Origin of the sequence: Sporosarcina sp. FSL K6-2383, assembly GCF_038618305.1 — a bacterium.
Lineage (GTDB): Bacteria > Bacillota > Bacilli > Bacillales_A > Planococcaceae > Sporosarcina.
The window spans coordinates 985,140-1,010,526 of the sequence record NZ_CP152017.1 but is presented as its reverse complement, the minus strand read 5'-3'; the positions used below and the strand labels follow the sequence as shown (position 1 = coordinate 1,010,526).

Genomic DNA, 25,387 nt, shown 5'->3' with positions numbered 1-25,387 from the left:
CGCCAATCCAAAAAACCGTCCTTCACCGGACGGCTTTTTAAGCGGCTACTTATGCAATGGTAGTTTGTAGTCCCAGGTGTAGAGGGTTCCTGGGGGATTCCCTTTTCTGTGAAGCCGCAGCTGACGAAAAATGATACTTGCGGCGGAGTTTGAATTTAATTTAAGAAAATGGCGAAGTTGCTTGTTGGTGAGTGTTGGACTGATGAGCAGGTACCAATCGGCGATGGACTGCTCGAGTGCTCCTTCACTCGATTTTCCGCATGAATTACAGATCCATGTGCGACCTCTCATTCTTGACATGATTGCGCTACAGTCAAGGCACAGAACACCTTGTTTTAGCTCTGTTGCGGAAATTGTGTGTTTTTCACACGCGGGAATACGTTTCCATTTGACTTGGGCAGCCCGAAGTTGATTGGAGACTGCTGTCACTTGTTGTGTTGTGATTGCGTCTGTATTTCCAATAAGTGTACGAATATACCGAGGTAGCTGTTTGGTGAATTTAAGCGGGACAGTTTCAGGGAAAACAGGTATTTCGGTACGTTGGTTGGCCATGACGAGTATGGGGTTGATAGGAAGATTGATGTGCCGTTTTCTAAGGTATCCTCGGATAGCTTCCGTTGCACGATCTAACTGATGGATGATGCAGTCATACTTTTCGATTTCATCTCCTGGTGAGATTTTCGTTGTTTTTCCAGAGGCTTCGTCGAACAGGACAGTGCCGGAATAGTTTTTGATTTCCAAAAGAATGATAGATGTGGGAGTCAGGATTAGGGTATCTAGCTGTACGAGGAAATTGGGGTTGATTTCCAAGGTTAGGTCTTTGATAATAATGGTCCCTTTTGGGAAGGTAATCTCGTTGAGAATGCGATCAATGATGAGTTCGCCGGCATAACCAGCTTTTGCTTGGTATAATTTTTGACTAATGGTTTGGTATTTGCCATGGTTTTGGGGTAATCGTGCCAGTAGGCGCTCTAGCGAAATAAGGTCGTCCGGTGGGCGGCGATTCATTTTGATAGTTTGTCCTCCTTTTCAGTTGACTGAATCTTCTTCATTCAATGGTAGAATAGCAGATTTCGCAGAATATGACAAGTGGTTCGGAATTTAGATTGTTTGGCCTGTCAAAACGTTGTCTGTTTGTATGAAGAGTTGTCTGTTTGTTGTGAGTTGGAGTAGACAACGTTCACGGCGGAGTTGACAACGTTTCACCCAAAGTAAACAACGTTCACTGCGGAGTTGGCAACGTTTTACCCGAAGTAGACAACGTTCACGGCGAAGTTGACAGCGTTTTACCCAAAGTAAACAACGTTCATGGTGAAGTTGACAGCGTTTTACCCGGAGTAAACAACGTTCACGGCGAAGTTGACAACGTTTTACCCGAAGTAGACAACGTTCACGGCGAAGTAAACAACTTTTTGGGTAAAGTTCCTCCCCCGACGCTAGCCTGGACACACTAAAAAACCGCACGGGCGGTTTTTAGAGTTAAAGCTCTGTGTCGTTTAGGAAGTTTCGGATGATATGTTGGGTTGGTTCGTATGTTTTGATGGTGTAGCCCTCTTGTTGGAGCCATTCGATGATTTGTGGCAGGGCTTTTGTTGTTTGGCTGCGGTCGTGGAGTAGGATGATGATGTCGCGGTCGCCAGATTTGTAGGCTTTTTCAACGCCGTCACGGACATTTTGGGTGATTTTATCTGCTTGTTTGTCGGTGTATTTCCAGTCGGCGGGATCGACGTCCCAGTCCCACATTTTATAATTGTTGCTGGTGAGTAGCTTTTGCATGTCGGGTGTGACGTGCGGTTTACTGCCGTATGGAACACGCAGTAGTTTGGCGTCCTGACCTGTCATTTGTAGAATGAGCTTTGTACCTTCATTCATTTCGTCGATGAAGGATTTTGGTGATTTGTATACTTTGTTTTTGTCATGCGTCATGCTGTGGGTGCCGATGTAGTGACCTGCATCGAATACTTCTTTGACGATACTTTCGTTGTTTTTCATATGCTTTCCAAGAAAGAAGAATGAGCCTTGGATGTTGTATTTTTTTAGGATTTTATTGTTGATGGTTGTGAATTGGTTGGGGCCATCGTCGAAGGTTAAGTAGACATTGACGGGCGATTTTTTAGTTGGATTGACTTGTGTGATGACAGGCTTTTTTTCATCTAATAACTGGTGAAGCTTTTTTTCGTAATCAGCATGGCTCATATGCGTGTAATCGTCGCGGTAAATGCGTAGTGTTTTTAGCTTCTGAAGGTACTCTGTTTTAAAGCCGATTTCGCGAGCGATGTATTTGACGCTGATGAACAATTCACCGCCCACATTGACGATAGGTGACCAGCTAATTGGCACCCCGTCTTTTGCCGTTTGTCGTGTGATATAGCTGTAGCTGATTTCAATACCACGCTTCCGGATGTATATGCTGTTGTTTTCTTGTTCTACTGGGAGGTATAACACCTTCGCAATATCGTCGAGCGGTACTTTCATATCATTGTCGATAACGCGCACATCTGTGAAATCTAGCAAACGATCATGAAGTCCAACGTGGTGTGTTGGCTTTTTGTCGGCTGCTTTACTTTGTGTTGTGCTAAAAACAACGACGATGATTAGCATTGTACAAATGGCAACTATCATTTTCTTCACATTATCCACCCCATTCAGAAATGATGATTTTCTGTAAACGACACCTGCTCGCGGTGGAAAATAATTACCGATTCTTCGTGCAGTATTGAAAAATTGCTGCGGTAGCTAGGCAGTCTCCTATTGCATCATGGGCATCGTGTTCGAGTTGAAGAAACTCTGTTAGCGTTGTCAGTTTATGGTTAGGTGTTTCGCGGATCATTTTCCGGGCAAGCTTTACTGTGTCGATGACAGTATATTCGGGGATGTTTACATTAATGCTGAATTCGAGCGCATACAAAAACCCCATATCGAATGGTGCATTATGAATAATAATTGGTAAATCTCCGATGAAATCAATCAATTCTTCAATCTTTTGTTCGATTGTTGGTGCAGATTGTACTATTTCGTTTGATATCCCTGTGAGCTGAGTAACTGATTGTGGAATATGGCGTTGTGGATTAATTAATGTATTTAGGATGTCTGTTTTTTCATGTTTCATATATTTGACGGCTCCGATTTGAATGATTCGATCTGCACCGGCACGGAATCCAGTTGTTTCAAAATCGAGTACAACGTAATCTTGTACGGCAGCAGATGATGTCCTGTATTTTCTGTCAGATGCAGCTCTTCTTGCTACTCCATTTTGCTGCCTCGGTTTTTTGTGTAGCAATTCCATTGCATCGCTATTTATGTCTGTCATAAGTGCACTTCCTTTATCATTACGGAAACTCCGTTATTTTAATCCACTTATACTCCTTTATACCCTTAATTTCAAATTTTTTCCCTAATTTAATACATAAATAGGGAATACCCTTGATACACTAGGTATTCCCTATCACCGTGAATTCAAAACAAATACTTAGTTTTCAATGTAAACATGTGTTTGCACTTCTTCCACTGGTTTTAAGATACTCCCCTCAACTGATTCAATAGTTGCATAGACTATTGTCGTGAAGTTCGGGTGTGCTACCGTAATAACAGCTTTTCCTGGGCCAACTGCTGTGACAAGGCCTTTGTTCAATTTCACAACTTTGTTGTTGGATGGTGTGAATGTGGTGCCGGCTGTCACATCTTTTGTTGTTAAAGAGCCGTCCGGTGTTAATGTGGTTTCAATAACTGCCAATTGCTGCTGCTCCCCCACTTTGAGCTCTAGATTATTTGTGTCGACTGAATAGGTCACAATTGCTTGTGGCGCTTCTACTACCTCTAGATAAACAAATTGTGTAGCTTGGTCAGAGATTTTGACATTTACTTGTGTTTTCCCTACTTTATGTGCTGTGACAACGCCTTTTTTAACCGTCGCAATTTGATTGTTGATGACGTTGAAGTTTGCCGCACCTGTGATATCTTTTGTGATAATTTCCCCGCTCGGCTTGGTCGTTATTTCTGTAACAGTGATTTGTTCTTGTTGTCCGATAATTAACTGTAAATCTGTGGTATTAACTGAATAGGTCACACTATCCTTTTCCACGTCTTTCACGTTAATGTACACGAGAATTGTCGGTTGATTTGGAATCATAATTCGTGCCTGTGTACTTCCAGGCGTAAGTGCCGCGATAAGACCTTTTTTGATAGTTGCCACTTTGTTGTTGACAACATTGTAAGGTCCCGTTGCGGTAACGTCTTTGGTAATGATCTGACCATTTGGCTTGGTTGTTGTTTCTGTGACCTTCAGCTGCTCCTGCTGACCGACTGTCAGCGTAACTGTTTCCTTATTCACCGAATACGTGATGACATCTTTCTGCACCTCTGTGACTTCGAGGTAGACCAGGATTGGTTCTTGGTCTGGAATCATAACACGCACTTGTGTTTTTCCAGCTGCTTTCGCTGTTACGAGACCTTTTTGGACTGTTGCGATTTGGTTATTCGCAACATTGAATTTTGTTGTTACTGTGACATCTTTGTTAGTAATTTGGCCATTCGGTTTAGTCGTTATCTCTGTTACTTTTAGCTGTTGTTGTTGTCCTGCTTGAAGCTTCATACTCGTGTGACTCACCTGATAGTCGACGATGTCTTGCTGGATTTTCGTCACTTCAAGATAGACGAAGATTGGTTCTTGGTTAGGAATATTGACGCGGATTTGTGTTTTTCCAACTTTTTTTGCATTGACAAGACCTTTTTGGACTGTTGCAACGCTGTTGTTAACAACACTGTAGCTTCCTCTTGCAGTAACGTCTTTCTCTATCACTGTACCATCGGGTTTAATCGTTGTTTCTATGACGATGAGCTGTTCTTGTTGACCAACACCTAATGTTAAGTTGGTTTTATTAACAGCATAGGTAACGATGTCCTGCGGGGCCGCTTTCACTTCAACGTCCACTATGATTGGCTGTTGTTGGGGCAGTTGAATGCGGACTTGCGTTGTTCCAATCGCTTTTGCTGTGACGAGGCCTTTTTGAACCGTCGCAACTTTGCTATTAGTACTACTATAGCTTCCTCTTGCTGTGACATCCTTCTCTGTGACTGTACCGTCTGGGTTTGTCGTTTTTTCAGTGACAATAAGTTGGTCTTGCTGATCAATGCCCATTGTCAAGCTCGTTTTATTCACAACATAGGTGGTGATTGGATCTGGATCTGGATCTGGATCTGGGTCCGGATCTGGGTTCGGGTCTACTGCACCTATTTCAAGAGCCTTCTCCGCCTTGTTGCCTGCAGCATCACTATATTTTACTTTGACAACATCTGTATTTTTATTAAATGAACCAACATCAAAGGAAAAAGTTCCATCTTGTGCAAGTTTTACAGCGCCTGATGATTTGACAATATCGTTTGCTAAAACCTCAAATGTTGCATTCAATTTCGTGTTGATGTCATAGCCAAGATCGTAGTTAACGAGTTCGGCCTGGTAGTCGACATATTTGTCAATGATGCTACCCGTTGCGGTTGTGCCTGTTACTGTTCCTTCGATTGTACCCGCCTGTGATTTCACAACAACAGGTCCAGCATAATCACCGATAATCGGCGGATTTCCTGATACCGTTTCTCCCGTGAAGTCGATTGTGTAAAGGCCGTCTGGAATTGTCGTTTCCGGCATTCCTGTTGCCCACGGTTTGTAAGTTCCTTCAATATCCAATCCATATGAACCAGCTGCGAGGGTTGAACTTACATGCAGGTAGCCGATATAGCCATCGCCGTACTCACCACCGTCCGGATTCATGATATCCCAAAGTTCGATGTAGTTCGTTTTGACATCGCCTGTCAATTTGAACGTGAGAACAGCAGAGTCTTTGACGCCGTCTCCATCGAATGATAGATCTGTTTCCGTAATCGCAAGGTCTTCAATCGCTGTTTCTGCTATGCCATTAAAATCTGCTGCGAATGGCAATGAAACCTCTGTGCCACTACCTGAAATATGAATGTACCCAAGCAGCTCGTCACCTTTTTTCGTTGCTGCTTGCGGTGCGTTTAATGTGACCTCCAGCATTTCTGTACCATTTAATGTGAACGTCGGTTTATTGACTGTCACTTTGGCAGACCCAAATGCTTTTGTCGTTTCCACACGTACCGAATAGGTACCACCTTTTTTAGCAGCATCAACGACACGTATTTGCTTTTTCACCGTGACAGCTTGATCTTTTACTTGTGGCAATTTGCCGAATGTGACAGTTCCTTTTTCATGCGCGACTTCATTGCCAGAAAAAGAGGTTGTATCCATGGAATACGCAAGGATTGTAGGGAATGCGGCTTCGTAAGGTTGGACGCGTCCAGCTCCTTGTGCGAAAACGTCATAGTCCTTCGTATCGATCAATTTTGCTGTGTTGGAAATTGCTACTTTCACATCGAATGGCGTCCAAGTTGGATTAGCTTGTCTAACCAATGCTGCGATGGCTGCAATATGTGGTGTTGCCATCGACGTGCCTGTTTTACGGTCAAAGGCTTCGCTGTAATCTGCACCTGCAAAATCTTTTCCATACATTGGTATAGCCGACATGATATTTGTTCCTGGTGCCGTGACATCTGGTTTAATATCAAAATCCGGATTCGTCGGTCCATGTGACGAAGATGGATTCATGATATCACCTGTCGTTGTTGTAAATGTGAAATTGCTGAATGATACTTGACCTTCATTTGCAGCTAGTGCATCACGAAGGGCTTTACCTTCCGTGTAAGACATATCAAATGCTGGGATGAAATCGAATGAATCACCCAAGTAAACATCTGACGGTCCTGGCGCCCCCGCCCCGTTCGATGCATTGTGAATTAAAATGGCAGATGCACCTGCCGCTTTGGCTGCTGAGATTTTATCGACAAATGCAATGTCTCCACGGGAAACGAGTACTACTTTCCCTTGAACATCAATGCCCGTGTAGTCTGTTGCTGCTCCTATGTTCGGAACGGCAACGACCTCGAAGTCACCTGCAAGTGCTGCCGCTAGATCTTCTCCGAATTTAACACCCATTAGTTTGATGTCAGTCGTTTCTTCATATGCGCCTACCTTCACAGACACTGTTGCCGTATGTTCCACTTCGGGATTTGTTGAATTCCCGACAGCAATACCAAGTGCTGCTGTTGAGGGATTACCAATTGTGCCACGCTCGGGTCCAGAGTTGCCTGTTGCCACAACAGCGACTGTCCCTTCAATCATCGCATTATTGATGGCGATGGCATCCGCAGCGATGGCGCTGTTAGATGATCCGCCGAGTGATAAATTGATGACATCCATGCCATCTTTTACAGAGTCTTCAATGCCTTTAATAATGCCTGATGTTGCCCCACTGCCGTATCCACCGAGGACACGGTAGGCATACAAGTCTACTTGTGGTGCCAAACCTTTAATGCCATATGCATTGTTACCGATTGCTGCAATCGTTCCGGCAACGTGTGTACCATGTGATGTATAGAAGGAACTCCCTCTTGCATCGAATTCCGGAGTAGTCGCCGCACGGTCTTTGGGTGTCGTTTCGTATGGATCATTATCCGCTCGCGGTCGTGCGTATTGGCTTGTATGTTGAATATAGTTACGGCCACCTTTATAAATCCCTTCAAATTCTGGGTGGGTGTAGTCGATTCCCGTATCGAGGACACCGACTTTAATACTTTTCCCGTTAATACCTTTGTCCCATAACTTTTCAATGCCAAGATGTGGTGTGCTTGTTGACATCGCTGCATCGACTTGTCCATCTTTTGCTGGATTGTCGAGTGCATACATAAGTAAATCAGGTTCAATCAGTGTGACTCCCGGAATATTGAGTAGTTCCTGTAGCTCGTCCGCTTTAACAGTGAGCGCCAGCCCATTCAATACTGTATCGTAGGTAAACTTCTCTTTAACGCTAATATTTTTAACTTTCATCATCTTTTTCACTTGTGCTTGCTGTGTCTTCACATTTTTTATCACTTTCGATCGTTCTGCTGCTGTGAAACTTTTATTTTTCAGCTGCTGTTTACCATGTGCGAGTCCAACAGAGTCTTCAGATAGATGGACGATGATGCTCACTTCTTCATTCCCCTTGAGACCTTGTAAATCTGGATGCAATTGTAGTTGCTTTAGCTGATTTTGCTCTTGCTCCGTAACTGCTGCTTTCAGTTGCATGATGCTTTCATTCCGGTTGTCCGGTTTGAATGGCTTCGGTGCATTCACATTTGCTGTTGCCGATAACGGCGCCAGTAGCGAGAAGACCATCGCCAATGCAAGAAATGCACTGAAAAATGAAGTGAACTTATTGTTCCTCAATTCTCATTTCCCCTTTACTACTATTCTGCACTTACTAAAAATTGTGCGATAAGTAGAACCTATTACGGGGCAATCCGATTTAGACTAGAAAGCTAGAATTTATTTATTTCATCCAATGAAGTTCAATTCTTTGAGACAGTCACCACTTTGTTGTTAGCACATCAATAATAGGCATAGATACGCGGTAGCCTGCATACACTAATTACGAAATGGGGTATTTAGAGGCTCCCGCCTGATATTTCATGAAACAGTATGTTTTTTCACGACTTCTCTATAAATAGGCACTAGATATGTAGTCATCATTGTTTAAAATATGGTCTTCTTGTCTATCCTTCTGGCAAGGACCGATTCATGAGGAAATGAATTTCAACTTATTTCCCGGGAAATCGACAAAGGAGCGGATTATTATGAAAGAGGATAAAAAGTATGGATTAACATGGCAGGATTTTCTATTCGGATTGACTGGTTCGACTCTTTTCGTTGTCATGCTTTATTTTATTACAGGGTGACAAGTTATATATTTCCCCTACGCTGGGTTCCACTACAAAAAGTATATTCTTGGACCCCGGGGAAACTCGACTACCTTTTTCGCGAACTCGACTACCTTTCGGGCAAACTGGACTACCTTTCAGGAAAACTCGACTACCCCGGGGAAACTCGGCTACCTTTTTCGCGAACTCGACTACCTTTCGGACATACTGGACTACCTTTTAGGAAAACTCGACTACCCCGGGGAAACTCAGCTACCTTTTTCGCGAACTCGACTACCTTTCGGACATACTGGACTACCTTTTAGGAAAACTCGGCTACCCCGGAGAAACTCGGCTACCTTTTTCGCTAACTCGGCTACCTTTCGGACATACTGGACTACCTTTCAGGAAAACTCGGCTACCCCGGGGAAACTCAGCTACCTTTTTCGCGAACTCGACTACCTTTCGGACAAACTGGACTACCTTTTAGGTAAACTCGACTACCCTGGGGAAACTCGGCCACCTCGTACGAAAATTTTATAATTTCCTAGACAACAAAAAAACACCATCCGTTAGTCGCTAACGATTGGTGTTTTTCATATGCCCTTTTTCACTATTACGACAGTCCTTCCGTCAATTCATTGAACAACGATACATTATTCGTTTCAAGTGCGTAGTCAATCATGCGTAGTCGGTTTTCCTTCTCTAATTGTTCGAGGATTTCAACCGCTTCAAGTGTGACGACCTCAAGCAACTCTGTTTCGAGATCGAGTGCCCCTTCAAGAATCGTTGTCAAATGGATATGAAGGTCTGATATGAGTAGCAGTTGGTAGAGTGGCAGTCGAATAAATCGATTGCCTCGTTGGAATACGAATACTTCTCCAAGGTTTTCAACCTGCAAACTCTTCATATTGATGACGATTTCTTTCCCCTCTGACGGAACGAATTGAAACACTTCTCCTCCTTTAATGATGGAGAAATACTGATAAGCGAATACTAAACGAAGACGAAAATCCTCTTGGCTTGTAAAAAAAGGTGTCATACGCTGTACGGATAGCATCTTTCCTCCTCCTTGTATTGAATATTCCGATTATTACTATTCTATCACATCTATGGCTACTTTGTGTATATTTTGTTCTTCACGCCTGAGTCTGCTTCTGTTATCTTATTTTTGTTTGCTGTGGTCTGTGCATGACAAATGAAAGTTGGACTGGCTGGAACTCGAGTTGACATGAAGTTAGTAGTTCATATAGCTCTTCATTTATCCCTCGGGGCAGGTCCTTTTTTCTTTTAAAGATTATTTTATTTTCTTCAAAGTCCAACAGTACAATTTGGAATTCAAGTGTTCCAAATACGGCTGAGCTCATATATAGTTTTCTTTCTTCCTTTATATAGTTTACGTGACTGGTTGTATTCGAAATGAAAGAGGCTTGCTGCAATCCTTTTCTTTCATTAAATTGTTTTTCTAAATTAGGCACGTAAAGAACTAATTTCTCCAATGAATCGCCTCCTTAGTCGTGGTAAAAGTAATATTTTTATTTGAAACCAACAAATATTAGTTTTTTATCAACGTATCGTTGGTTTGTCAATAATTCATTCTATTCTTCTATACGGTTGTGAAAAACGAGAGGGATGGTCCTATGCATTTCGGTAAACAATTCAAAGAATATCGGGAAGAGTATTTACGTTTGAAACAGCTCGAAGCTGCGCTTGAGTTAAAAATAGATCCTGCTGCATTGTCCAATTACGAAAGGAGTGAACGGGGATTCCCAAATGATCTCCTGCCTATCGTCAAGGAAACGTTCGCTGTGCCAGATGATTATTTTCTGGCGATGATTCTTGGAACTCCTTTAAAATCTGTCAGGGATTTCAAAAAGACACAGCCAGTCAAAACGTCCGAGGTGCGGGAACGCTATATGGATAGCTTTATAGATAGACATCGGCAGCTATTTGAAGAGAGTTCTGAGTTGCGGGAGTTTGTTGCGCTAGCCTCTCATTTAACTGAAAAAGATCGACGGATTTTCCTGAATGCCAATAAATCTTTGCTAACTTTAATCCACAAACATGCAAAAGAGGAAGATACCGAATAACATCATTTCCGGTCTGGCTTGAAAAGCGGTATAATAGAAAGATGCTTTTCTGAAGGAGTGGTCCCATCAACATGACCGTAGAACGTGTTTCTTACTTACACGAAAGTGAAATAGATGAATTTATGAATGATATTCAGCATGCTCTCCAGCCAGGAATCGCAGGAGATGCGCTTCAAGTGCGCCTTGCTGTCGCACTTGTACGCAATAATGCTATAGATAGTTATTTACCTACCGGAGATACAATTTCTGTCATGACCCTAGGGGCTGAGCCTGAAAATGTGCGCCTTTCTTTTGGGCAAATGAATGCAGATTGCACATGTCAAGCGCACGGCTGGTGCTCACATCGTCTTGCTGTCATTTTCCACCTGTACTCGCAGTTCAATTCCTTGAATGATTGGCTGCATGAATGGCGTCGTATGGAGTCGCAGCAAATGACGCTTTCTATATCAGCACGCACACCTGATGCATGGATTGAAGTGCTCGTTCATTTAACGCAATCGTTGCGGACTATTGGAACGTCAGAAAACCCTGGTGTATTTATCCACGAAACATCTTTAATCGATCAAAAAGCGATTCCACTTATTCCGTTTGAATGGGAATGGAAGCCACTATTCGAGCTGTACTATCGTTTACATGTACTGGATGCTGGCTGGACTTATGTTCAGACACATCTCGGCGGACAACCGTCTTCTTTTTTCTACGGAAAATGGTATGTACAAAATTGGATGACAGAGCAGCTTGGCAAATTGACTGATAGTGTAACGGCGATTGGTGCAAAGCCCAAACTTTTTGAGGCAGATGCTTTCCACGAACGCCTGAAGGAGCTTGTTCGTGCATTTACGCTTGGAAATAACGGACTATTCGCAGAGAGATTCCGTGTCTACCGTCTCTTTTGGCAGCATCTTTTTCCAAATCAAGCGGCAAGGAATGTTGAATTAGCGATTCTTCAACAGGATGAATCTGAGGAAGCTCAAATTTTGGTTGCTTTCTTCTATTTATTGCAGGGCAAGCATGACAAGCTAGAAGAGCTCGTCGGTCATGTATCAGTCGATAATATGGCTATTTGGTTGCCGCTTGCAGATCTTGCTGAAGGTGATGATGACCTTGAATCGCTTTCCATTATTATGACGGCCTTACTGCCCTTCATTGGCGACTATGTCAATCAAACCCTAACACTTGTCAATCGTCCCGCATTCGTTCGGAAAATTGATGGGTTATTTGAAGCAGCCGATTTTTCAGAGGAAGCGCGGGAAAGCCTGTTTGCGCATTATGGCGAATCCGGCATTGACGTCTTTGCAGATTTCCTTGTCGAGCGCGAACGTTTCGCTGAATGGGCAGCTCTTATGCATAGATATAGTGTTTCCTATGACGGCGCAGAGGCTGGCGGTTTAAAAATTGCCCTGTCAACAGATCCTGTAGCCGTTATGCCCCTACTTCATACGTATGCTATGAGCTTTATTAAAGAAAAAAACCGGCATAGTTATCGACGTGCCGTAAAACTATTTAAGAAGATGAAAGCTGGTTCTAAAAAGGGTGGAAAAACCGACTTTTGGAATCAATATATCGATACTGTGCGCGAAAAAAATCGTCGGCTTCGGGCATTGATGGAGGAAATGGAGAAAGGAAATCTGAACTTATGAATGAATCATTCACATTGAATCGCCTCTTTCGGATGGCGATTCGCCTAACAGATGATGGACTCTTTTCCATTTCGGCAAAAGATGACAAGCGATTTTCGGTAGATCCGGATCAATTGGTTTCTTATTTGTTTTTCAACAATGAACGTGCATTATTTGGACTGCTAACACAGACTGACGGTGGAGAAGTTTTGTTGCAGGCAGATCAGCTGCTACAAGCCTTTTCCACTTCACATCCCTATGCCACATTCCATGGACTTACTGCCGGGGATGATGCGCAGCTTACTACTATTCGTGAGGCTGCCGATGCCTGGCTTGATCCTGAATTATGGAATTATGCAGAAATAGACGGCACTAGCATTCGTTTTAATCATACGGCGGCCGGCTTATCGGAAGAGGCTGCGCTCATTATTAGCTATGCTGTACGTAGCAAGCTAGCCAATTCGGCCATCTCCCCCGATTTACTGCCTTCCTTACTGCCCCATTTACGGACGTATGGATGGCCCGGTGAATCTGTTTCAACAATTCCTGTTCACGTCGCTTTCCGCCTAACTGAACCAGCAGAAGATGCCGATACTGACTGGCTCCTGGAATCCGTTATCGTGAGTGAGCGCGGTACCCATTGGTTGCCTGCCGCCCGCAAAGCAAATGCGCCTGCACTGGAGGCGTTACCTGCTAAATGGAAGCCTTATGCCGATGAAATTATCAAAAAACAATCTGAGATGACATCCTTTCTCGGCTCTATTGCAATTGTATCGAATGACAGCTTTCTTTCGACACCGATGTCTGACATGGAAGTTCGGACGTTCATCAAGGAGGATCTTCCTCTCCTCCAATCATTCGGCTATCCCGTCATTTTACCCGCATGGTTGAAATCGGTAACAGAATCGAAGATGCAAGTTCGGACAAATGCAGGTATACAATCCTATAAATCAGCTACCGGTTTAGATGAAGTGTTAGCCTTCGATTGGAACTTTTCATTAGCTGGCACTGCTATAGACAATGATACTTTCCGAAGGCTTGTCGATGAAAATCGGGAATACATCCGGTCTGGCGACGAATGGTTCCACATTGATCCACTATGGTTGAGGAAGATCCGTGATTTAATGGATCGAGCGGATGCGGGAGAATGGACCGTCAAAGATTTACTATTTCAAGATGTCCCCGAAGAAATTGTTCCACTGGAAGAGGATGACGAAATCGATGATCCACTTTTCGCTTTTTCGATGCAGCAATCCCTTCGTGGCTACATGGATATGCTTTCTGAGAAAAAAGGACTGCCTTCTGCTGGTATCTCTGATAAGCTGCAAGCACAGCTCCGACCTTATCAGGAAGAAGGCTATGATTGGCTGATTTTCATGCGTGATAATCAATTTGGGGCTTGTCTCGCCGATGATATGGGGCTTGGAAAGACGATTCAGCTCATTACTTATTTACTCAATGTCCATGCAAGGGCAGAAACTACTACACCCTCGCTCATTGTTTGTCCGACCAGTGTTCTTGGGAATTGGCAAAAGGAAATTGAGCGCTTTGCGCCGTCATTGTCAGTTCATACACATTACGGACCGTCGCGCGCGAAGGACGAAGATTTTAAGGAGCTTATTGGTGAGCTAAAGCCAGATGTGATTTTGACAACCTATGGCACGGCTTCACAGGATGGCAAAATGCTGGCAGAAACTGAATTTGCGAGTATTACGCTAGATGAAGCACAAAATATTAAAAACATGCAGACGAAGCAATCCCGCGTCATTCGGAAGTTACGTGGCAAGCACCATATCGCTTTAACTGGTACGCCGATTGAAAACCGCTTATCAGAGCTTTGGGCTATTTTCGACTTTATCCATAGAGGATATTTTGGGAATTTCCGCAGATTTACGGATAACTTCATCATTCCCATCGAGCGTGATGATTCTGAGGTGGATAAACGGAAGCTACGTGCTAAAATTAGTCCGTTTTTATTACGTCGAACGAAGAGTGATCCCGATTTACAGCTTAATTTACCGAAAAAATTGGAGCAAAATGAGTATTGTCCGTTAACAACTGAGCAGGCCGCTTTATATGAAAGCTTCCTGGAAGAAACGAAATTCAAGTTGCAAACTTTAACGGGCTTTGAAAAAAAGGGACTTATTTTAAAAATGCTTAGTCGATTAAAGCAGCTTTGTAATCACCCGGCATTGTTCTTGAAGGAGCCACACGCGCCTGCTGAGCAAATGTTGAATCGCTCCGATAAGCTAGATCGAATTGTATCGATGGCAGCTGATATTGCAGGCAATAATGAGCAGTGCTTAATTTTCACACAATACATTGGCATGGGACAGCTCATCCGTCAATGCCTATCAGAGTTGCATGGTATTGATGTGCCGTTTTTAACGGGCAGTATGCCAAAAGGACAGCGTGACCGATTGGTCGAGGCTTTCCAGGAGGGTGAGTTCCCGATTTTCATTCTTTCATTGAAGGCGGGCGGTACTGGTCTGAATCTAACAGGTGCAAACCACGTGTTACATGCCGATCGCTGGTGGAACCCTGCTGTTGAAAATCAAGCGACGGACCGTGCTTATCGAATTGGTCAGACGAAGTTTGTGCATGTCCATAAATTCGTGACGATTGGAACGATTGAAGAAAAAATTGATAAAATGCTAGTGGAAAAGGCAGCGTTATCCGCTGATCTTATTCAGTCAAGTCAATGGCTAACGGAGTTATCCGATACAGAGCTAGATGATTTATTATCGTTTAAAAGCTAACAGAATCATTAGAAGACCTCGGGCGTATTCACAGCTTCGGGGTCTTTTTTCTATAGTCATACGCGCTCTGCAAGTGGGATTCTTTGTATGATCGCGATTCTTTTCTTGCGTTCTACTTCTTCAAAACGATTCAGTCGCTCATTTTGGTAGGCGACAATGCTAATGAGCTGGCCAATTTGTAATTCCATTCGTTTGACATCCTTTTCAAGTGTATGCATTTGTTAACTCCCTTCTGTCATGATTAGCCCGCGGGCAAAAGTGGTCTCTGCATGCGGGCCCATTAGCGATTATTTTAAATGGCTGTCCCAATCTGCCATTCATTTCAGTCATTATCTTTACCCATATAACCATGCAAGGACTCCCTGAATGGATCTTGCACGTTTTTTTGCATAGGCTATGGTGGGAGAAAGGACCCCAATCCTACCTGCTACCTAGCCTCCTTCTTCTCACATATCCATTTTTAATTGTTGCGGCTCCGGTTTACTTTCCGGCGAATCTCCTCCCGTCAGTCGATTTTTCCGGTTCATTATGTATCAGCGTTCCGGTCAAAAAATCGGTAATCCTTCTGTCTCACGATTTGGTAGGTTAAAATGCTCTTCCTCCTTCGTCCTCGCAACTGTTGATGCAGTTGCATGGCTTGTCACTTCAATTTCTCCATACAGATTGTCATTGCTGCGCCTTTTCGTTGCAATAAAACGAATATCCTCACCAATCACCTCTGTGACGTAGACTCGACTTTTGTCCTCACGTTCATAAGACCTCGATTGAATTCGACCACCGACGCCAATTAAAGATCCTTTGCCACAGTGTTTTGCTGTATTTTCTGCTCCTTTCCCCCACATTGTACAAAGGACAAAGTCAGTGTCGATTTCACCATTTTGATTTTTGAAGCTACGATTTACTGCAAGGACAAAGCTTGTTTGTACTCTTCCTTCAGACACTCTTCTTAGGATTAGATCTTTCGTAACACGCCCTACAAGTGCAACCTGATTCATTTAATTCACCTCCCTTGAGTTATTGGATTTATCTTACTTCTTTCTCCCGAGACGTGCAAAGTGCCATATTCGAGATTTGATCGCCTTTCATACCAATTTCGCATCATTTTCAGCACTTCAAAAAATTCCTTTTTATAGGAAAATACCTTACTTACTGTTTTTTCTACTCTTTTAATAGTCACTTCAAATTATAAGTTTGGCATGTTTCCATTTTTCATGTCGTTTTTTCCACTTATGGTATAATTAAAGGAAAATGATTGGGGCTGGTTTACGGTGAAATCGTTTAAAATGTTGTCTGTCGGCATTGTGAATGGTGATGGCGTACAGAACTTCCCGCTCATTGACGGTATTATTATCAATCAAGAAAACAGTCACCGTTTGTGGGTTCTAGAGATGTTCATCGATCAGGCATATCAATCGACTTTTGAAAAATGGATGGCGGATGAGGTGTTACTGGACGCAAAAGTGGTCATTTCTTATCCTGAGAATGATCCCGCCCCGTTCAGTGTTGCCGTTGAAGCTGTGAAGCAGATTGGTAGTAATATCTCTGTCTTGTTGAAGGGGCGGTTAAAACGGGCACGCTCGCAGTATGCGGAGCAGCTTTTGGAGGAATTGATTGCGGAAGGTTTGGCAGGCACTGACTTGCTCCGCCGTTTCGAGTCCGATATGCGCTCGCGTCCGCGGTTGAAGAGGGATATTGAGGAAGTAAATGAGTGAACAAAGGTGCAAACCGCCTATGTCCACGTCCCAAGTGTAAATAATTCACTTGGGGCTTTTTTTCGCCCTTCACATGGTTTCACTATAAAAAGGACATTCCTGTTTTTTTTGTGGAACTTGGCTACCCCGAAGAAACTCAGCTACCTTTTTCGAGAACTCGGTTAGCTTTTGGACAAACTGGACTACGAATTACGAAAACTCAGCTACTTCGGAGAAACTCGACTACCTTTTTCGAGAACTCGGTTAGCTTTTGGACAAACTGGACTACGAATTACGAAAACTCAGCTACTTCGGAGAAACTCAGCTACCTTTTTCGAGAACTCGGTTAGCTTTTGGACAAACTGGACTACGAATTACGAAAACTTAGCTACCTCGGGGAAACTCGACTACCTTTTTCGAGAACTCAGCTACCTTTTGGACAAACTGGACTACGAATTACGAAAACTCGGCTACCCCGGGGAAACTCAGCTACCTTTTTCGAGAACTCGGCTACCTTTTGGACAAACTGGACTACAAATTACGAAAACTCAGCTACCCCGGGGAAACTCGACTACCTTTTTCGAGAACTCGGTTACCTTTTGGACAAACTGGACTACAAATTACGAAAACTCAGCTACCTCGGGGAAACTCGACTACCTTTTTCGAGAACTCGGCTACCTTTTGGACAAACTGGACTACGAATTAGGAAAACTCGGCTACCTCGGGGAAACTCGACTACCTTTTTCGAGAACTCGGTTACCTTTTGGACAAACTGGACTACGAATTACGAAAACTCGGCTACCTCGGGGAAACTCGACTACCTCAAATGCCTTTGAATTTAAACGTGAAGGTTCCAACTTATTAACAGTACGAAAATTTTATGATTTTCTAGATAATGAATAAATTCTAGCGATAAGAATGCATTTTTGTTACACCATAATAAAAACCGCCTCAGCATTCGAGGCGGTTTTTATACGGCTTGCGGTTAGCGGTTGTTTCCATTCTTGTTGACTTTTTCGTCAATGATCACTTCATTGGGAACGTTCGTATTTTCGCCATTAATGATTTCATCAGTCGGATTCGTTGTGGTGCCATTGTCAATAACTCCATTACGAACACCGTTATTATCATTGATGACGCCGTTACGTACACCGTTCGTATCCCGATTGTTATCGAGACCATCCATATTCGGTCCCGTTTGCCCCTCGTTAACGTTAGGCGTCAGGTCCCTTGTACGGTCTTCCACGTTTTCCATTGGCGTTTCGTTGTTTTTGGGCACTGTCCCATTGTTTGCACAAGCGGTCAATACAAGTCCCGACATCAAAACGAGTGGTATCGCTTTTTTGAACATGAAATGATTTCCTCCTTTCCACAAGCCGTTTACCATACAAATCAGTATGATACTTGTAGCTTGACCCAAAAAGGAGGAACTATCCCCGTATCTTTTTTTACAAACCTAAATGATTCTTTAGCAATGTTTCAACGTAAACAGCTTCTGCCTTACAATGGTACTCATAATGCGTGTTTAGCTGCTCCTGCATTGCTTGAATAGCCGCAATCTGTTCTTGGGATGGTGGTTCACCAAGGAGACGCGCAATGATTTCATTGATACGCTGTGCAAGATCTTCATGAAAAGTTGGAGCATTTTTCATTTCATCTGGAATTTTCGTATACCATAGCGCTTTTGTCGTGATATATTCACGCCAATTGGCAATAAAATCATTAATGCTGAATTTTTCTTCAGACCATTCAATATCACTCATATATTGTTCGAAGGTCTGTGTAATCGACCTCGTAATACTGCTTTTTAAATTTGGAGAAAGATCTTTAAACATACTAGCTTGTACCCTCCTACTATAAAAGTACATTGTCATTTTTATAACGACCTGCACTGATATTGTAACTAATTTTCCATCTATTCGCAAATTTAGCCCTCTTTAGAAACGGCAGGACCTAATGCTAATGTGATTTCTGCTTCACAGGTAATTTCCCCGTCCACAGTTGCTGTTGCTTTCGCCTTAACGATTGTTCCCCGAAGTCTCGTGATTTCTACTTCAAGGCGCAATGTATCCCCTGGCGTTACTTGTCGTTTAAAGCGGCAATTGTCAATACCTGCAAAAAAACCGAGACGTCCTTTATTCTCTTCTTTTTGTAGCAGTGCAACTGCCCCTACTTGCGCCAGCGCTTCTACAATTAAAACGCCGGGCATCACTGGGTAACCAGGGAAATGTCCATTGAAAAACTCTTCGTTAATCGTTACATTTTTAATACCGACTGCACGTTTCCCTTCCTCGACCTCAAGTATTCGGTCTACCATGAGAAATGGGTAACGATGCGGCAAAATTGCTTGAATCTGCTCAGTTGTTAGCATAGTCATCCCCCTGATAGGTTATTTATGTAATTCATTATCAATCATGCCTTGGCGTCATTGCGTCCGGATTTTTTCGTGCGAGCTCGAAAAGTCTCCCTTAAAAAACCCGTGACATCCGCCGGAGGCTTTATCTGAGTTCAGCTGGAGTTTCGACTCCCACTGAACAGTAAAATTTTTTGCATTCATCCAGCCACTTATAGAAGTGCTGGTATTCTGCTGAATTCAGATAAAAGCGAAAGAGCCTTTACGACTCTTTTCCATTCAAAATATCCAGTATATGGGTCCATGTCTCTTTTTTGAGAACATCAGCGGGTTGGCCGTCCCCTATATAGCCGTAGCCAATAGTCGCACCCAATATAGCCACGCCTAGAAGTAGCAGCAAGACGAGTACGACACGTAGCCAAATTGGTAACAAGCGGATTTGCACCCAAAACTGATTTTTAGGTGTAGCTTGCTCACTTTCGCTGTTACGCTTACGCTGCCTTTGCTCATTGCGTAGTGGTTGTGTTCGGGTTGCCCGAGTCCGCGTCGGCGTCTCTAGCTCGTCTACCTTATTTCGTTTTTCATCTGTCATATTCAGTGCTCCCTACAGAAACTTCATCGTATACCGTTAATTAGCCCCATCATCTGATCTGCCAATGTCACCGTTCGTGCATTGAATTGATAAGAGCGTTGAACAGTAATAAGATCTGTCATTTCTTTCTCATAGTTTACATTGGACGCTTCAAGTTTCCCTGCTTCAATGCCTACTTGGTTTCGGGCTTCGCCTTGCAGATCAGTTAGCACTTGTTGCTCTGTAACACCTAGGTCAGCTAAATTTCCAGGCAAGCCAAAATTCGTAGCCGAAAGACGTTCCATCAAATTAGGGCGTTGCATGACTGTAATGCCCAGTTCAACCGTTTCCGCTGTACCATCAGCATGTGTCAATGTAAGCATTCCACTCGCGTTCATTGTAAAATTTGTGACATCATCTGTAAATGTAATTGGTAGACCTGCACTATTGGCAACAGGATAACCATCGGCGTTAACAAGCATACCTTGTCCATCTGCTATTGGGGAAATATAGAAATTCCCTTGTCGCGTATAAACTGTTTGTTCTCCGCCGTCTCCTGGCATAAGAATATTAAAGTATTGCTTCGGTTCCGTCAGCGCAAAATCGAGTTGACGTTCTGTCGACTGCAATGTACCCACTTTCCAGTTCATCTGTGCTTGTCCGAGAACTGCACCTGATCCATAGCGAATGCCCAGCGGTGATTGACGCGGTGCTGTGTCAGCTTTATCGTTATTGAATTGTTGATAGAGTAGCTCGTGAAATTTTGCATCGCTCGATTTATAGCCATGAGTAGCTGAATTCGACAGGTTATTCCCTATAATATCAAGCTGATGCTGTAATTGGTTTAACGTGTTTGTTGCTGTTGTCATTGTGCGTAGCATTTATGTCGACTCCCTTCAAAAAGCTTAACTTGAATCAGTAGAAGTCCGCCGCTTCTATATGGTGGCGGGATGAATGCCGGACTGCACTTCGATTCAGAAGGAGTTCAAAATCCCTTCTGATTCAAGTTATGCCTCCGGCGGATGTCACAGATTTTCAGGGGGAACTTTTCGAGCTCGCTCGAAAAAATCTGGACGCAATTACGCCAAGGCGTAATTGATTTAGTTTTTAGTTAACGCGACCGATTTCAGTGACTGCTTTTTCCATACTGCGATCATAGGCTTGCAGAATTTTTTGATTGGCTTCAAATGCACGGTAGGCTGTCATCATATCCGTCATCGTTTGTGCTGCATCCACGTTGGAGACTTCCAAATAGCCTTGTTGCATGGAATATGTCACACCCGCGACTGCATTGGCATTTTGAAGATTTTCGCCGCCTTCTGTCGCGAACATTCCGTTCCCTTGTTTGAGCAGTGTATCAGGGCGCTGTACGAATGCAATACCGAGTGTTGCCACGGCATTTTCTCCGTCCATAATCACGCCTTCCTGCGTGATTTGTATATCGTCATTTTGAAGGGCGATTCGTTGTCCGGTACTATCCAGTACGTAATGCCCCATTGCGTTCGTCAAAAAACCGCTTGGATCTAGTGTAAAGCTACCATTTTTCGTATAGTGCTCGCCGCCATTTGGATTTTCAAGACGAAAAAAGACAGCGCCTTGCGTTCCTGTTTCATCGTCAACGGGTAGAAGACCGTCAATGAGCGCCACGTCCGTCGTCAGTTCTGTTTCACGTAATTGACCTTGCGCAAACAATGGTAACGTCTCCTGCATATAAACACCTGTCGAAATCGCCCCAACTGGTGTCAAACCCTTCAACTGAATACCATCCTTCGTTGGAATACGTGCCGTATTAATGCTCGACATGTACATTTCCGGAAATGAACGAATAGATGATTGTTCTGCCTTAAAGCCTGGTGTATTCGCATTCGCTAAGTTATTCGCTAACATTTCAGTTCTACGCTGCTGTGCAATCATACCTGACCCAACTGTATAAAACCCACGGAACATGTGCCCGCCTCCTCATTTACTTTCGATTTTCTATTGTAACTCAGGGAACATTATTAATTAACGACCCGCAATTTTATCGATATTATCTAATAAGATGCCTGTCCCAATTGCAACACAATCGAGAGGATTATCTGAGATAAATACAGGTACTTTTAATTCCTCAGCGAGCAATTGGTCGATACCGTGTAGTAATGCTCCGCCACCTGTCAGAAACACACCGCGATCAATAATATCGGCAGACAGCTCTGGTGGTGTTTGTTCTAAAACTGTTTTAGCTGCTTGGACAATCATATAAATGGATTCTTTTAATGCTTCACCAATTTCATCAGAATGGACGGTAATGGTACGCGGAAGACCTGTCACCATATCACGTCCTCTAATATCCATCTGTTCTTTACGTGTGCCAATGAAAACTGTGCCCACGTCGAATTTAATATTCTCCGAAGTGCGTTCTCCGATGAGCAATTTATAATGTTTTTTAATATATTGTGTGATATCACTATCGAATGTATCCCCCGCTACATTGATGGACTGCGAAGTAACGATGTCTCCCATTGAAAGCACGGCTACATCCGTCGTTCCCCCACCGATATCAATTACCATATTACCGCTCGGCTGGAAAATATCCATTCCTGCACCGATTGCCGCAACTTTTGGTTCTTCTTCGAGATATATTTTTTTACCACCTGATTTTTCAGCTGCTTGACGAATCGCTTTCTGTTCAACACTTGTAACGTTAGTCGGGCAACAAATAAGAATTCGTGGCTTTGATAAGAATCCTTTTACATCTAGTTTATTGATAAAATGAGTTAACATCGCTTCTGTAATGTCAAAATCTGCAATCACGCCGTCTCTTAATGGACGAATTGCGATGATATTACCTGGCGTTCTGCCCACCATTTGTCTTGCTTCTTCTCCAACTGCTAGTACTTTGTTTGAGTTCTTATCGATGGCAACGACTGATGGCTCGTTAAGAACAATCCCTTTTCCTTTTACGTGAATCAAGACGTTGGCTGTACCGAGGTCGATCCCAATATCTTTTGCAAACATTATTTCCGTTTCCCCTTCCACCTGGATCATCGAATAATACCGTGTATGTATACTCTCCTAACTCAACATTTTACCATAGTTATCCGTTAATGAATATACTTTAGTACCACTTTCTTTCCAATCAATTACGCCTCGGCGTAATTGCGTCCAGATTTTGAATCGAGCTTGTGCCCGCAGGATGCGGGTATGCCACCGTTGCCGCAGGACGCGGCAGAACTTAGGTTGCCTTCCTTGGCTCCTTTCAAAATCTGTGACATCCGCCGGAGGCTTTATTTTCATTCAGCAAGATGCTGAATGAAAATAAATAAAGGGCGCCCCGCAATGTAGATTGCGAAACCGCCCTTCGTTCCTAACTACTTCCCACTTTCTTCATTTCTTTCATCCATTTAATCCTTGTCGCTTCGCCACCCCGTAAATGTCTGACAGACTTATGATAGGCAAGTATTTTGGCGACTTCTTCCGACAATGCCACATCGACATTTGGTAACCGTTCTGTCAAATCTTTGTGGACCGTGCTTTTCGAATAGCCCGTCGCTTTTGCCAGCGCCCGTACCGTTAGTCCTGTCTCCAGCAACATTTTTCCGAGGCGCACGCATCGCCTCCGTATTTGCTCGTGCACGCCCTCTTCCTTTCCTGTCAACTCCGAATCTTCCTTTATTCTATGCTGTTAAAGGCGAGGTTATGCGCAGAGGTGGAGGAGCGTGGGAGTGGAGTGTTGGAGCTGTGCAAGCATTACTGGAGAATCTCCAACCTGTCAAAAAAAAGCACCGGCTACTATTCACAATTCAACAAGCGTGAATTATGCAGTAACTGGCGCTGGTGGTTCAAATCAGAAAGCTAGGCGGGAACGTGGGTTAATGGCTACGCCATTTTCTTGTACTTCAAATTGCAAATGGATACCTGCTACTGTATTCCATTTATTCTCTGAAGTTGTGGCGAGTGACTGACCTTGGCTCACTTCATCACCTGGCTTGACCTGAATTGCTGTGACTGAACTGTAAATGGTCGTCAGTCCGTTTGCGTGGGATAGGATGATTGCGTCACCCATGAATGGGTCGTTCACAACTTCTTCTACTTTGCCGCTAAGTGCTGCGACCACTTCGAATGGCTTGCCTTGAATGGAAATCATTACGCCGGTATTGGTCACATATTCTTGGTCGAATACGAGCAGAGCGTTTTCACGTGTAGCAGCGTCCGCTTCTGGGTCGTAAAAATCTTGCACAATGACCACGTCATCATAGAGTTCTTCAGCAAATGGATACTTGAGCGTTTCACTTGCTGCGTTGGTCTCTACAATTGGCGAATCCTTTACGTCCTTACCTGCAACGTCTGCTAGCCCCGGGGAATCTTCCGTCATGAATGCATTATAACCCCAGATCATGCCGACGAAGACGATTGCGATACCGGAATAGACTATAGGCCAAAACCAACTTTTTGTCTTTGCACTTTTGTTCTTCTGAGAAGGGGCTTTCGGTTTTTCTTCTCGCATTGTCATCACCTCACTCGCTATTGTTTGCAAGTGAAGGAGTTTTTAAACATTTGGAATCAACTAATGTAAACTTTTTTATTTGAGCGCCACTGTAATAGTGTAAAAGAATGTCTTCCGCCTTCCACCCTTTCTGAGCATATGCCTCTGCCCCATACTGGCTCATTCCTACGCCATGCCCGTAACCTATTGTTGTCACATGCACAATTTGGTTCGTGACGTCGAAGGCGATATCGAAATCCGTCGATGCAAGTTCTAGTAAATCTCGCATTTCCCGTCCACTCATCTCGAAGTTGGAAGCGACAGCCTTTTGAACTCTGCCGGTTGGGTTTCTAACAAGCTGTAATGATTTAAAGCGCTCGGCACCCCATTTGCTCCCTATCTTATCGTCCCATTCAGTTAGCTCCATCTTCAGTTCTCTCTCCACTTTTGGCGCCACGTCCTCCTCCCCAGGACTTTCAACACTTCGTAAGTAGGGAATATCATTGCCACTGAAGTTTTCTGCGGTTTCAGTCTTGCCATTAGATGTAGAAAAAAACATGGCGGATATCATTTCTTCGCCATAGACAAGCGTATCTCCCGCTGTGTCTTCTACAGCTGCACGCACTTTTCGTTCGTTGTTCTTAAATTCTTTCTTCCAGCGTTCTTTACGCTGCACTTCATTGGAATAAACTTGGGCGGATACATCTGCCGCGATTGGTTTTTCACCGTAGTTTGTCGTGCGGAGTGCATAGGTCCGTGCTGCAATTGCCTGTGCCTTCAGTGCTTCCTGATGGAAAGTAACGGGCATTTCACCGGCAACTACTCCTACGACGTATTCTTCCAATGTAATGGACTTGTCCACACCCGCCACTGTGATCATAATCTGGCAAGTTTTCTCTTTGGTCTCTTCGACTTTGCTACTCATGTCCGGCGGTTGTTTCAACAAAACAGGGATAAAAAATAAGAGTATGATGAATAAGACGGTTAGTAGTTTGTCCATGATTAAGTATATGTGGGGGGACGGGTTTTATACATGGGATTTTTGGTGGTTTTTTCTTTCCTTAGTGTGTGGTTCGCATTTTTCTACG

Annotated in this window: 22 protein-coding genes; 4 read left to right on the top strand and 18 right to left on the bottom strand. The window is 43.6% G+C overall.

What is annotated here, in order from left to right:
- Nucleotides 1-45 precede the first annotated feature (45 nt).
- The 6 genes from MKZ10_RS05245 to MKZ10_RS05220 form a co-directional block, all read right to left on the bottom strand.
- Nucleotides 46-1,008, bottom strand: a complete 963-nt coding sequence (locus MKZ10_RS05245) for a nuclease-related domain-containing protein (RefSeq protein WP_342508524.1) — start codon at nt 1,006-1,008, stop codon at nt 46-48.
- Nucleotides 1,009-1,479: 471 nt separating this feature from the next.
- A complete protein-coding gene (locus MKZ10_RS05240) occupies nt 1,480-2,622 on the bottom strand; it encodes a polysaccharide deacetylase family protein (protein ID WP_342510029.1) in 1,143 nt (380 codons plus the stop codon).
- Nucleotides 2,623-2,695: 73 nt separating this feature from the next.
- Nucleotides 2,696-3,310, bottom strand: coding sequence for an exonuclease domain-containing protein (locus MKZ10_RS05235; RefSeq protein WP_342508522.1), 615 nt, complete (start codon nt 3,308-3,310; stop codon nt 2,696-2,698).
- A 159-nt stretch (nt 3,311-3,469) separates the two neighbouring features.
- A complete protein-coding gene (locus tag MKZ10_RS05230; RefSeq protein ID WP_342508520.1) occupies nt 3,470-8,281 on the bottom strand; it encodes a S8 family serine peptidase in 4,812 nt (1,603 codons plus the stop codon).
- Between the two features lie 1,086 nt (nt 8,282-9,367).
- On the bottom strand, nt 9,368-9,811 hold the full coding sequence (locus MKZ10_RS05225; protein ID WP_342508518.1) for a transcriptional regulator: 444 nt from the start codon (nt 9,809-9,811) through the stop codon (nt 9,368-9,370).
- A 100-nt stretch (nt 9,812-9,911) separates the two neighbouring features.
- Complete coding sequence (locus tag MKZ10_RS05220; protein ID WP_342508516.1) at nt 9,912-10,250, bottom strand: hypothetical protein; 339 nt, start codon at nt 10,248-10,250, stop codon at nt 9,912-9,914.
- Nucleotides 10,251-10,391: 141 nt separating this feature from the next.
- Here MKZ10_RS05220 and MKZ10_RS05215 point away from each other — a divergent pair, with 141 nt between their 5' ends.
- From MKZ10_RS05215 to MKZ10_RS05205, 3 genes are all read left to right on the top strand, one after another.
- On the top strand, nt 10,392-10,841 hold the full coding sequence (locus MKZ10_RS05215) for a helix-turn-helix transcriptional regulator (RefSeq protein WP_342508515.1): 450 nt from the start codon (nt 10,392-10,394) through the stop codon (nt 10,839-10,841).
- Between the two features lie 71 nt (nt 10,842-10,912).
- Nucleotides 10,913-12,481, top strand: a complete 1,569-nt coding sequence (locus tag MKZ10_RS05210) for an SWIM zinc finger family protein (protein ID WP_342508514.1) — start codon at nt 10,913-10,915, stop codon at nt 12,479-12,481.
- Nucleotides 12,478-15,219, top strand: coding sequence for a DEAD/DEAH box helicase (locus tag MKZ10_RS05205; protein ID WP_342508512.1), 2,742 nt, complete (start codon nt 12,478-12,480; stop codon nt 15,217-15,219). Before MKZ10_RS05210 ends, MKZ10_RS05205 begins: the two co-directional genes overlap by 4 nt.
- Nucleotides 15,220-15,275: 56 nt before the next feature.
- Here the strand turns inward: MKZ10_RS05205 and MKZ10_RS05200 are convergent, their stop codons facing one another.
- Entirely contained in the window at nt 15,276-15,437 is a 162-nt protein-coding gene (locus MKZ10_RS05200) for a hypothetical protein (protein WP_342508510.1), read from the bottom strand.
- Between the two features lie 327 nt (nt 15,438-15,764).
- Nucleotides 15,765-16,214, bottom strand: a complete 450-nt coding sequence (gene ssb / locus MKZ10_RS05195) for a single-stranded DNA-binding protein (protein ID WP_342508508.1) — start codon at nt 16,212-16,214, stop codon at nt 15,765-15,767.
- A 273-nt stretch (nt 16,215-16,487) separates the two neighbouring features.
- Between ssb and MKZ10_RS05190 the strand changes: the two genes are divergently transcribed.
- Complete coding sequence (locus MKZ10_RS05190; RefSeq protein WP_342508507.1) at nt 16,488-16,931, top strand: YwpF family protein; 444 nt, start codon at nt 16,488-16,490, stop codon at nt 16,929-16,931.
- Nucleotides 16,932-17,895: 964 nt separating this feature from the next.
- Here MKZ10_RS05190 and MKZ10_RS05185 read toward each other — a convergent pair.
- The 10 genes from MKZ10_RS05185 to spoIID all read right to left on the bottom strand — a co-directional run bounded on the left by MKZ10_RS05185 (nt 17,896) and on the right by spoIID (nt 25,299).
- Nucleotides 17,896-18,261 carry a hypothetical protein gene (locus MKZ10_RS05185; RefSeq protein WP_342508506.1) on the bottom strand — a complete coding sequence of 122 codons (366 nt, stop codon included), beginning with the start codon at nt 18,259-18,261 and terminating at the stop codon, nt 17,896-17,898.
- A gap of 97 nt (nt 18,262-18,358) precedes the next feature.
- Complete coding sequence (locus MKZ10_RS05180; RefSeq protein WP_342508504.1) at nt 18,359-18,745, bottom strand: hypothetical protein; 387 nt, start codon at nt 18,743-18,745, stop codon at nt 18,359-18,361.
- 92 nt (nt 18,746-18,837) lie between these two features.
- On the bottom strand, nt 18,838-19,281 hold the full coding sequence (fabZ, locus tag MKZ10_RS05175) for a 3-hydroxyacyl-ACP dehydratase FabZ (protein ID WP_342508502.1): 444 nt from the start codon (nt 19,279-19,281) through the stop codon (nt 18,838-18,840).
- A 244-nt stretch (nt 19,282-19,525) separates the two neighbouring features.
- The gene (locus tag MKZ10_RS05170; RefSeq protein WP_342508499.1) at nt 19,526-19,855 is read right to left on the bottom strand and encodes a DNA-directed RNA polymerase subunit beta; all 330 of its coding nucleotides are present in this window, start codon (nt 19,853-19,855) and stop codon (nt 19,526-19,528) included.
- 23 nt (nt 19,856-19,878) lie between these two features.
- On the bottom strand, nt 19,879-20,715 hold the full coding sequence (locus tag MKZ10_RS05165) for a flagellar hook-basal body protein (RefSeq protein ID WP_342508497.1): 837 nt from the start codon (nt 20,713-20,715) through the stop codon (nt 19,879-19,881).
- A gap of 226 nt (nt 20,716-20,941) precedes the next feature.
- On the bottom strand, nt 20,942-21,781 hold the full coding sequence (locus tag MKZ10_RS05160) for a flagellar hook-basal body protein (protein WP_342508495.1): 840 nt from the start codon (nt 21,779-21,781) through the stop codon (nt 20,942-20,944).
- 57 nt (nt 21,782-21,838) lie between these two features.
- Complete coding sequence (locus MKZ10_RS05155) at nt 21,839-22,831, bottom strand: rod shape-determining protein (RefSeq protein WP_342508493.1); 993 nt, start codon at nt 22,829-22,831, stop codon at nt 21,839-21,841.
- 349 nt (nt 22,832-23,180) lie between these two features.
- The gene (locus MKZ10_RS05150; protein WP_342510027.1) at nt 23,181-23,450 is read right to left on the bottom strand and encodes a sporulation transcriptional regulator SpoIIID; all 270 of its coding nucleotides are present in this window, start codon (nt 23,448-23,450) and stop codon (nt 23,181-23,183) included.
- A 210-nt stretch (nt 23,451-23,660) separates the two neighbouring features.
- Nucleotides 23,661-24,320: a peptidoglycan DD-metalloendopeptidase family protein gene (locus tag MKZ10_RS05145; RefSeq protein ID WP_342508490.1), complete on the bottom strand. Its 660-nt coding sequence runs from the start codon at nt 24,318-24,320 to the stop codon at nt 23,661-23,663.
- Nucleotides 24,321-24,330: 10 nt separating this feature from the next.
- Nucleotides 24,331-25,299: a stage II sporulation protein D gene (gene spoIID, locus MKZ10_RS05140; RefSeq protein WP_342508488.1), complete on the bottom strand. Its 969-nt coding sequence runs from the start codon at nt 25,297-25,299 to the stop codon at nt 24,331-24,333.
- Nucleotides 25,300-25,387: the final 88 nt, after the last annotated feature.

Coding starts and splice junctions, on each gene's coding strand:
- MKZ10_RS05245 (WP_342508524.1), bottom strand. CDS start 1,008: ATGAATCGCCGCCCACCGGACGACCTTATTTCGCTAGAGCGCCTACTG.
- MKZ10_RS05240 (WP_342510029.1), bottom strand. CDS start 2,622: ATGATAGTTGCCATTTGTACAATGCTAATCATCGTCGTTGTTTTTAGC.
- MKZ10_RS05235 (WP_342508522.1), bottom strand. CDS start 3,310: ATGACAGACATAAATAGCGATGCAATGGAATTGCTACACAAAAAACCG.
- MKZ10_RS05225 (WP_342508518.1), bottom strand. CDS start 9,811: ATGCTATCCGTACAGCGTATGACACCTTTTTTTACAAGCCAAGAGGAT.
- MKZ10_RS05215 (WP_342508515.1), top strand. CDS start 10,392: ATGCATTTCGGTAAACAATTCAAAGAATATCGGGAAGAGTATTTACGT.
- MKZ10_RS05210 (WP_342508514.1), top strand. CDS start 10,913: ATGACCGTAGAACGTGTTTCTTACTTACACGAAAGTGAAATAGATGAA.
- MKZ10_RS05205 (WP_342508512.1), top strand. CDS start 12,478: ATGAATGAATCATTCACATTGAATCGCCTCTTTCGGATGGCGATTCGC.
- MKZ10_RS05200 (WP_342508510.1), bottom strand. CDS start 15,437: ATGCATACACTTGAAAAGGATGTCAAACGAATGGAATTACAAATTGGC.
- ssb (WP_342508508.1), bottom strand. CDS start 16,214: ATGAATCAGGTTGCACTTGTAGGGCGTGTTACGAAAGATCTAATCCTA.
- MKZ10_RS05185 (WP_342508506.1), bottom strand. CDS start 18,261: ATGTTCAAAAAAGCGATACCACTCGTTTTGATGTCGGGACTTGTATTG.
- MKZ10_RS05180 (WP_342508504.1), bottom strand. CDS start 18,745: ATGTTTAAAGATCTTTCTCCAAATTTAAAAAGCAGTATTACGAGGTCG.
- fabZ (WP_342508502.1), bottom strand. CDS start 19,281: ATGCTAACAACTGAGCAGATTCAAGCAATTTTGCCGCATCGTTACCCA.
- MKZ10_RS05170 (WP_342508499.1), bottom strand. CDS start 19,855: ATGACAGATGAAAAACGAAATAAGGTAGACGAGCTAGAGACGCCGACG.
- MKZ10_RS05165 (WP_342508497.1), bottom strand. CDS start 20,715: ATGCTACGCACAATGACAACAGCAACAAACACGTTAAACCAATTACAG.
- MKZ10_RS05160 (WP_342508495.1), bottom strand. CDS start 21,781: ATGTTCCGTGGGTTTTATACAGTTGGGTCAGGTATGATTGCACAGCAG.
- MKZ10_RS05155 (WP_342508493.1), bottom strand. CDS start 22,831: ATGTTTGCAAAAGATATTGGGATCGACCTCGGTACAGCCAACGTCTTG.
- MKZ10_RS05145 (WP_342508490.1), bottom strand. CDS start 24,320: ATGCGAGAAGAAAAACCGAAAGCCCCTTCTCAGAAGAACAAAAGTGCA.
- spoIID (WP_342508488.1), bottom strand. CDS start 25,299: ATGGACAAACTACTAACCGTCTTATTCATCATACTCTTATTTTTTATC.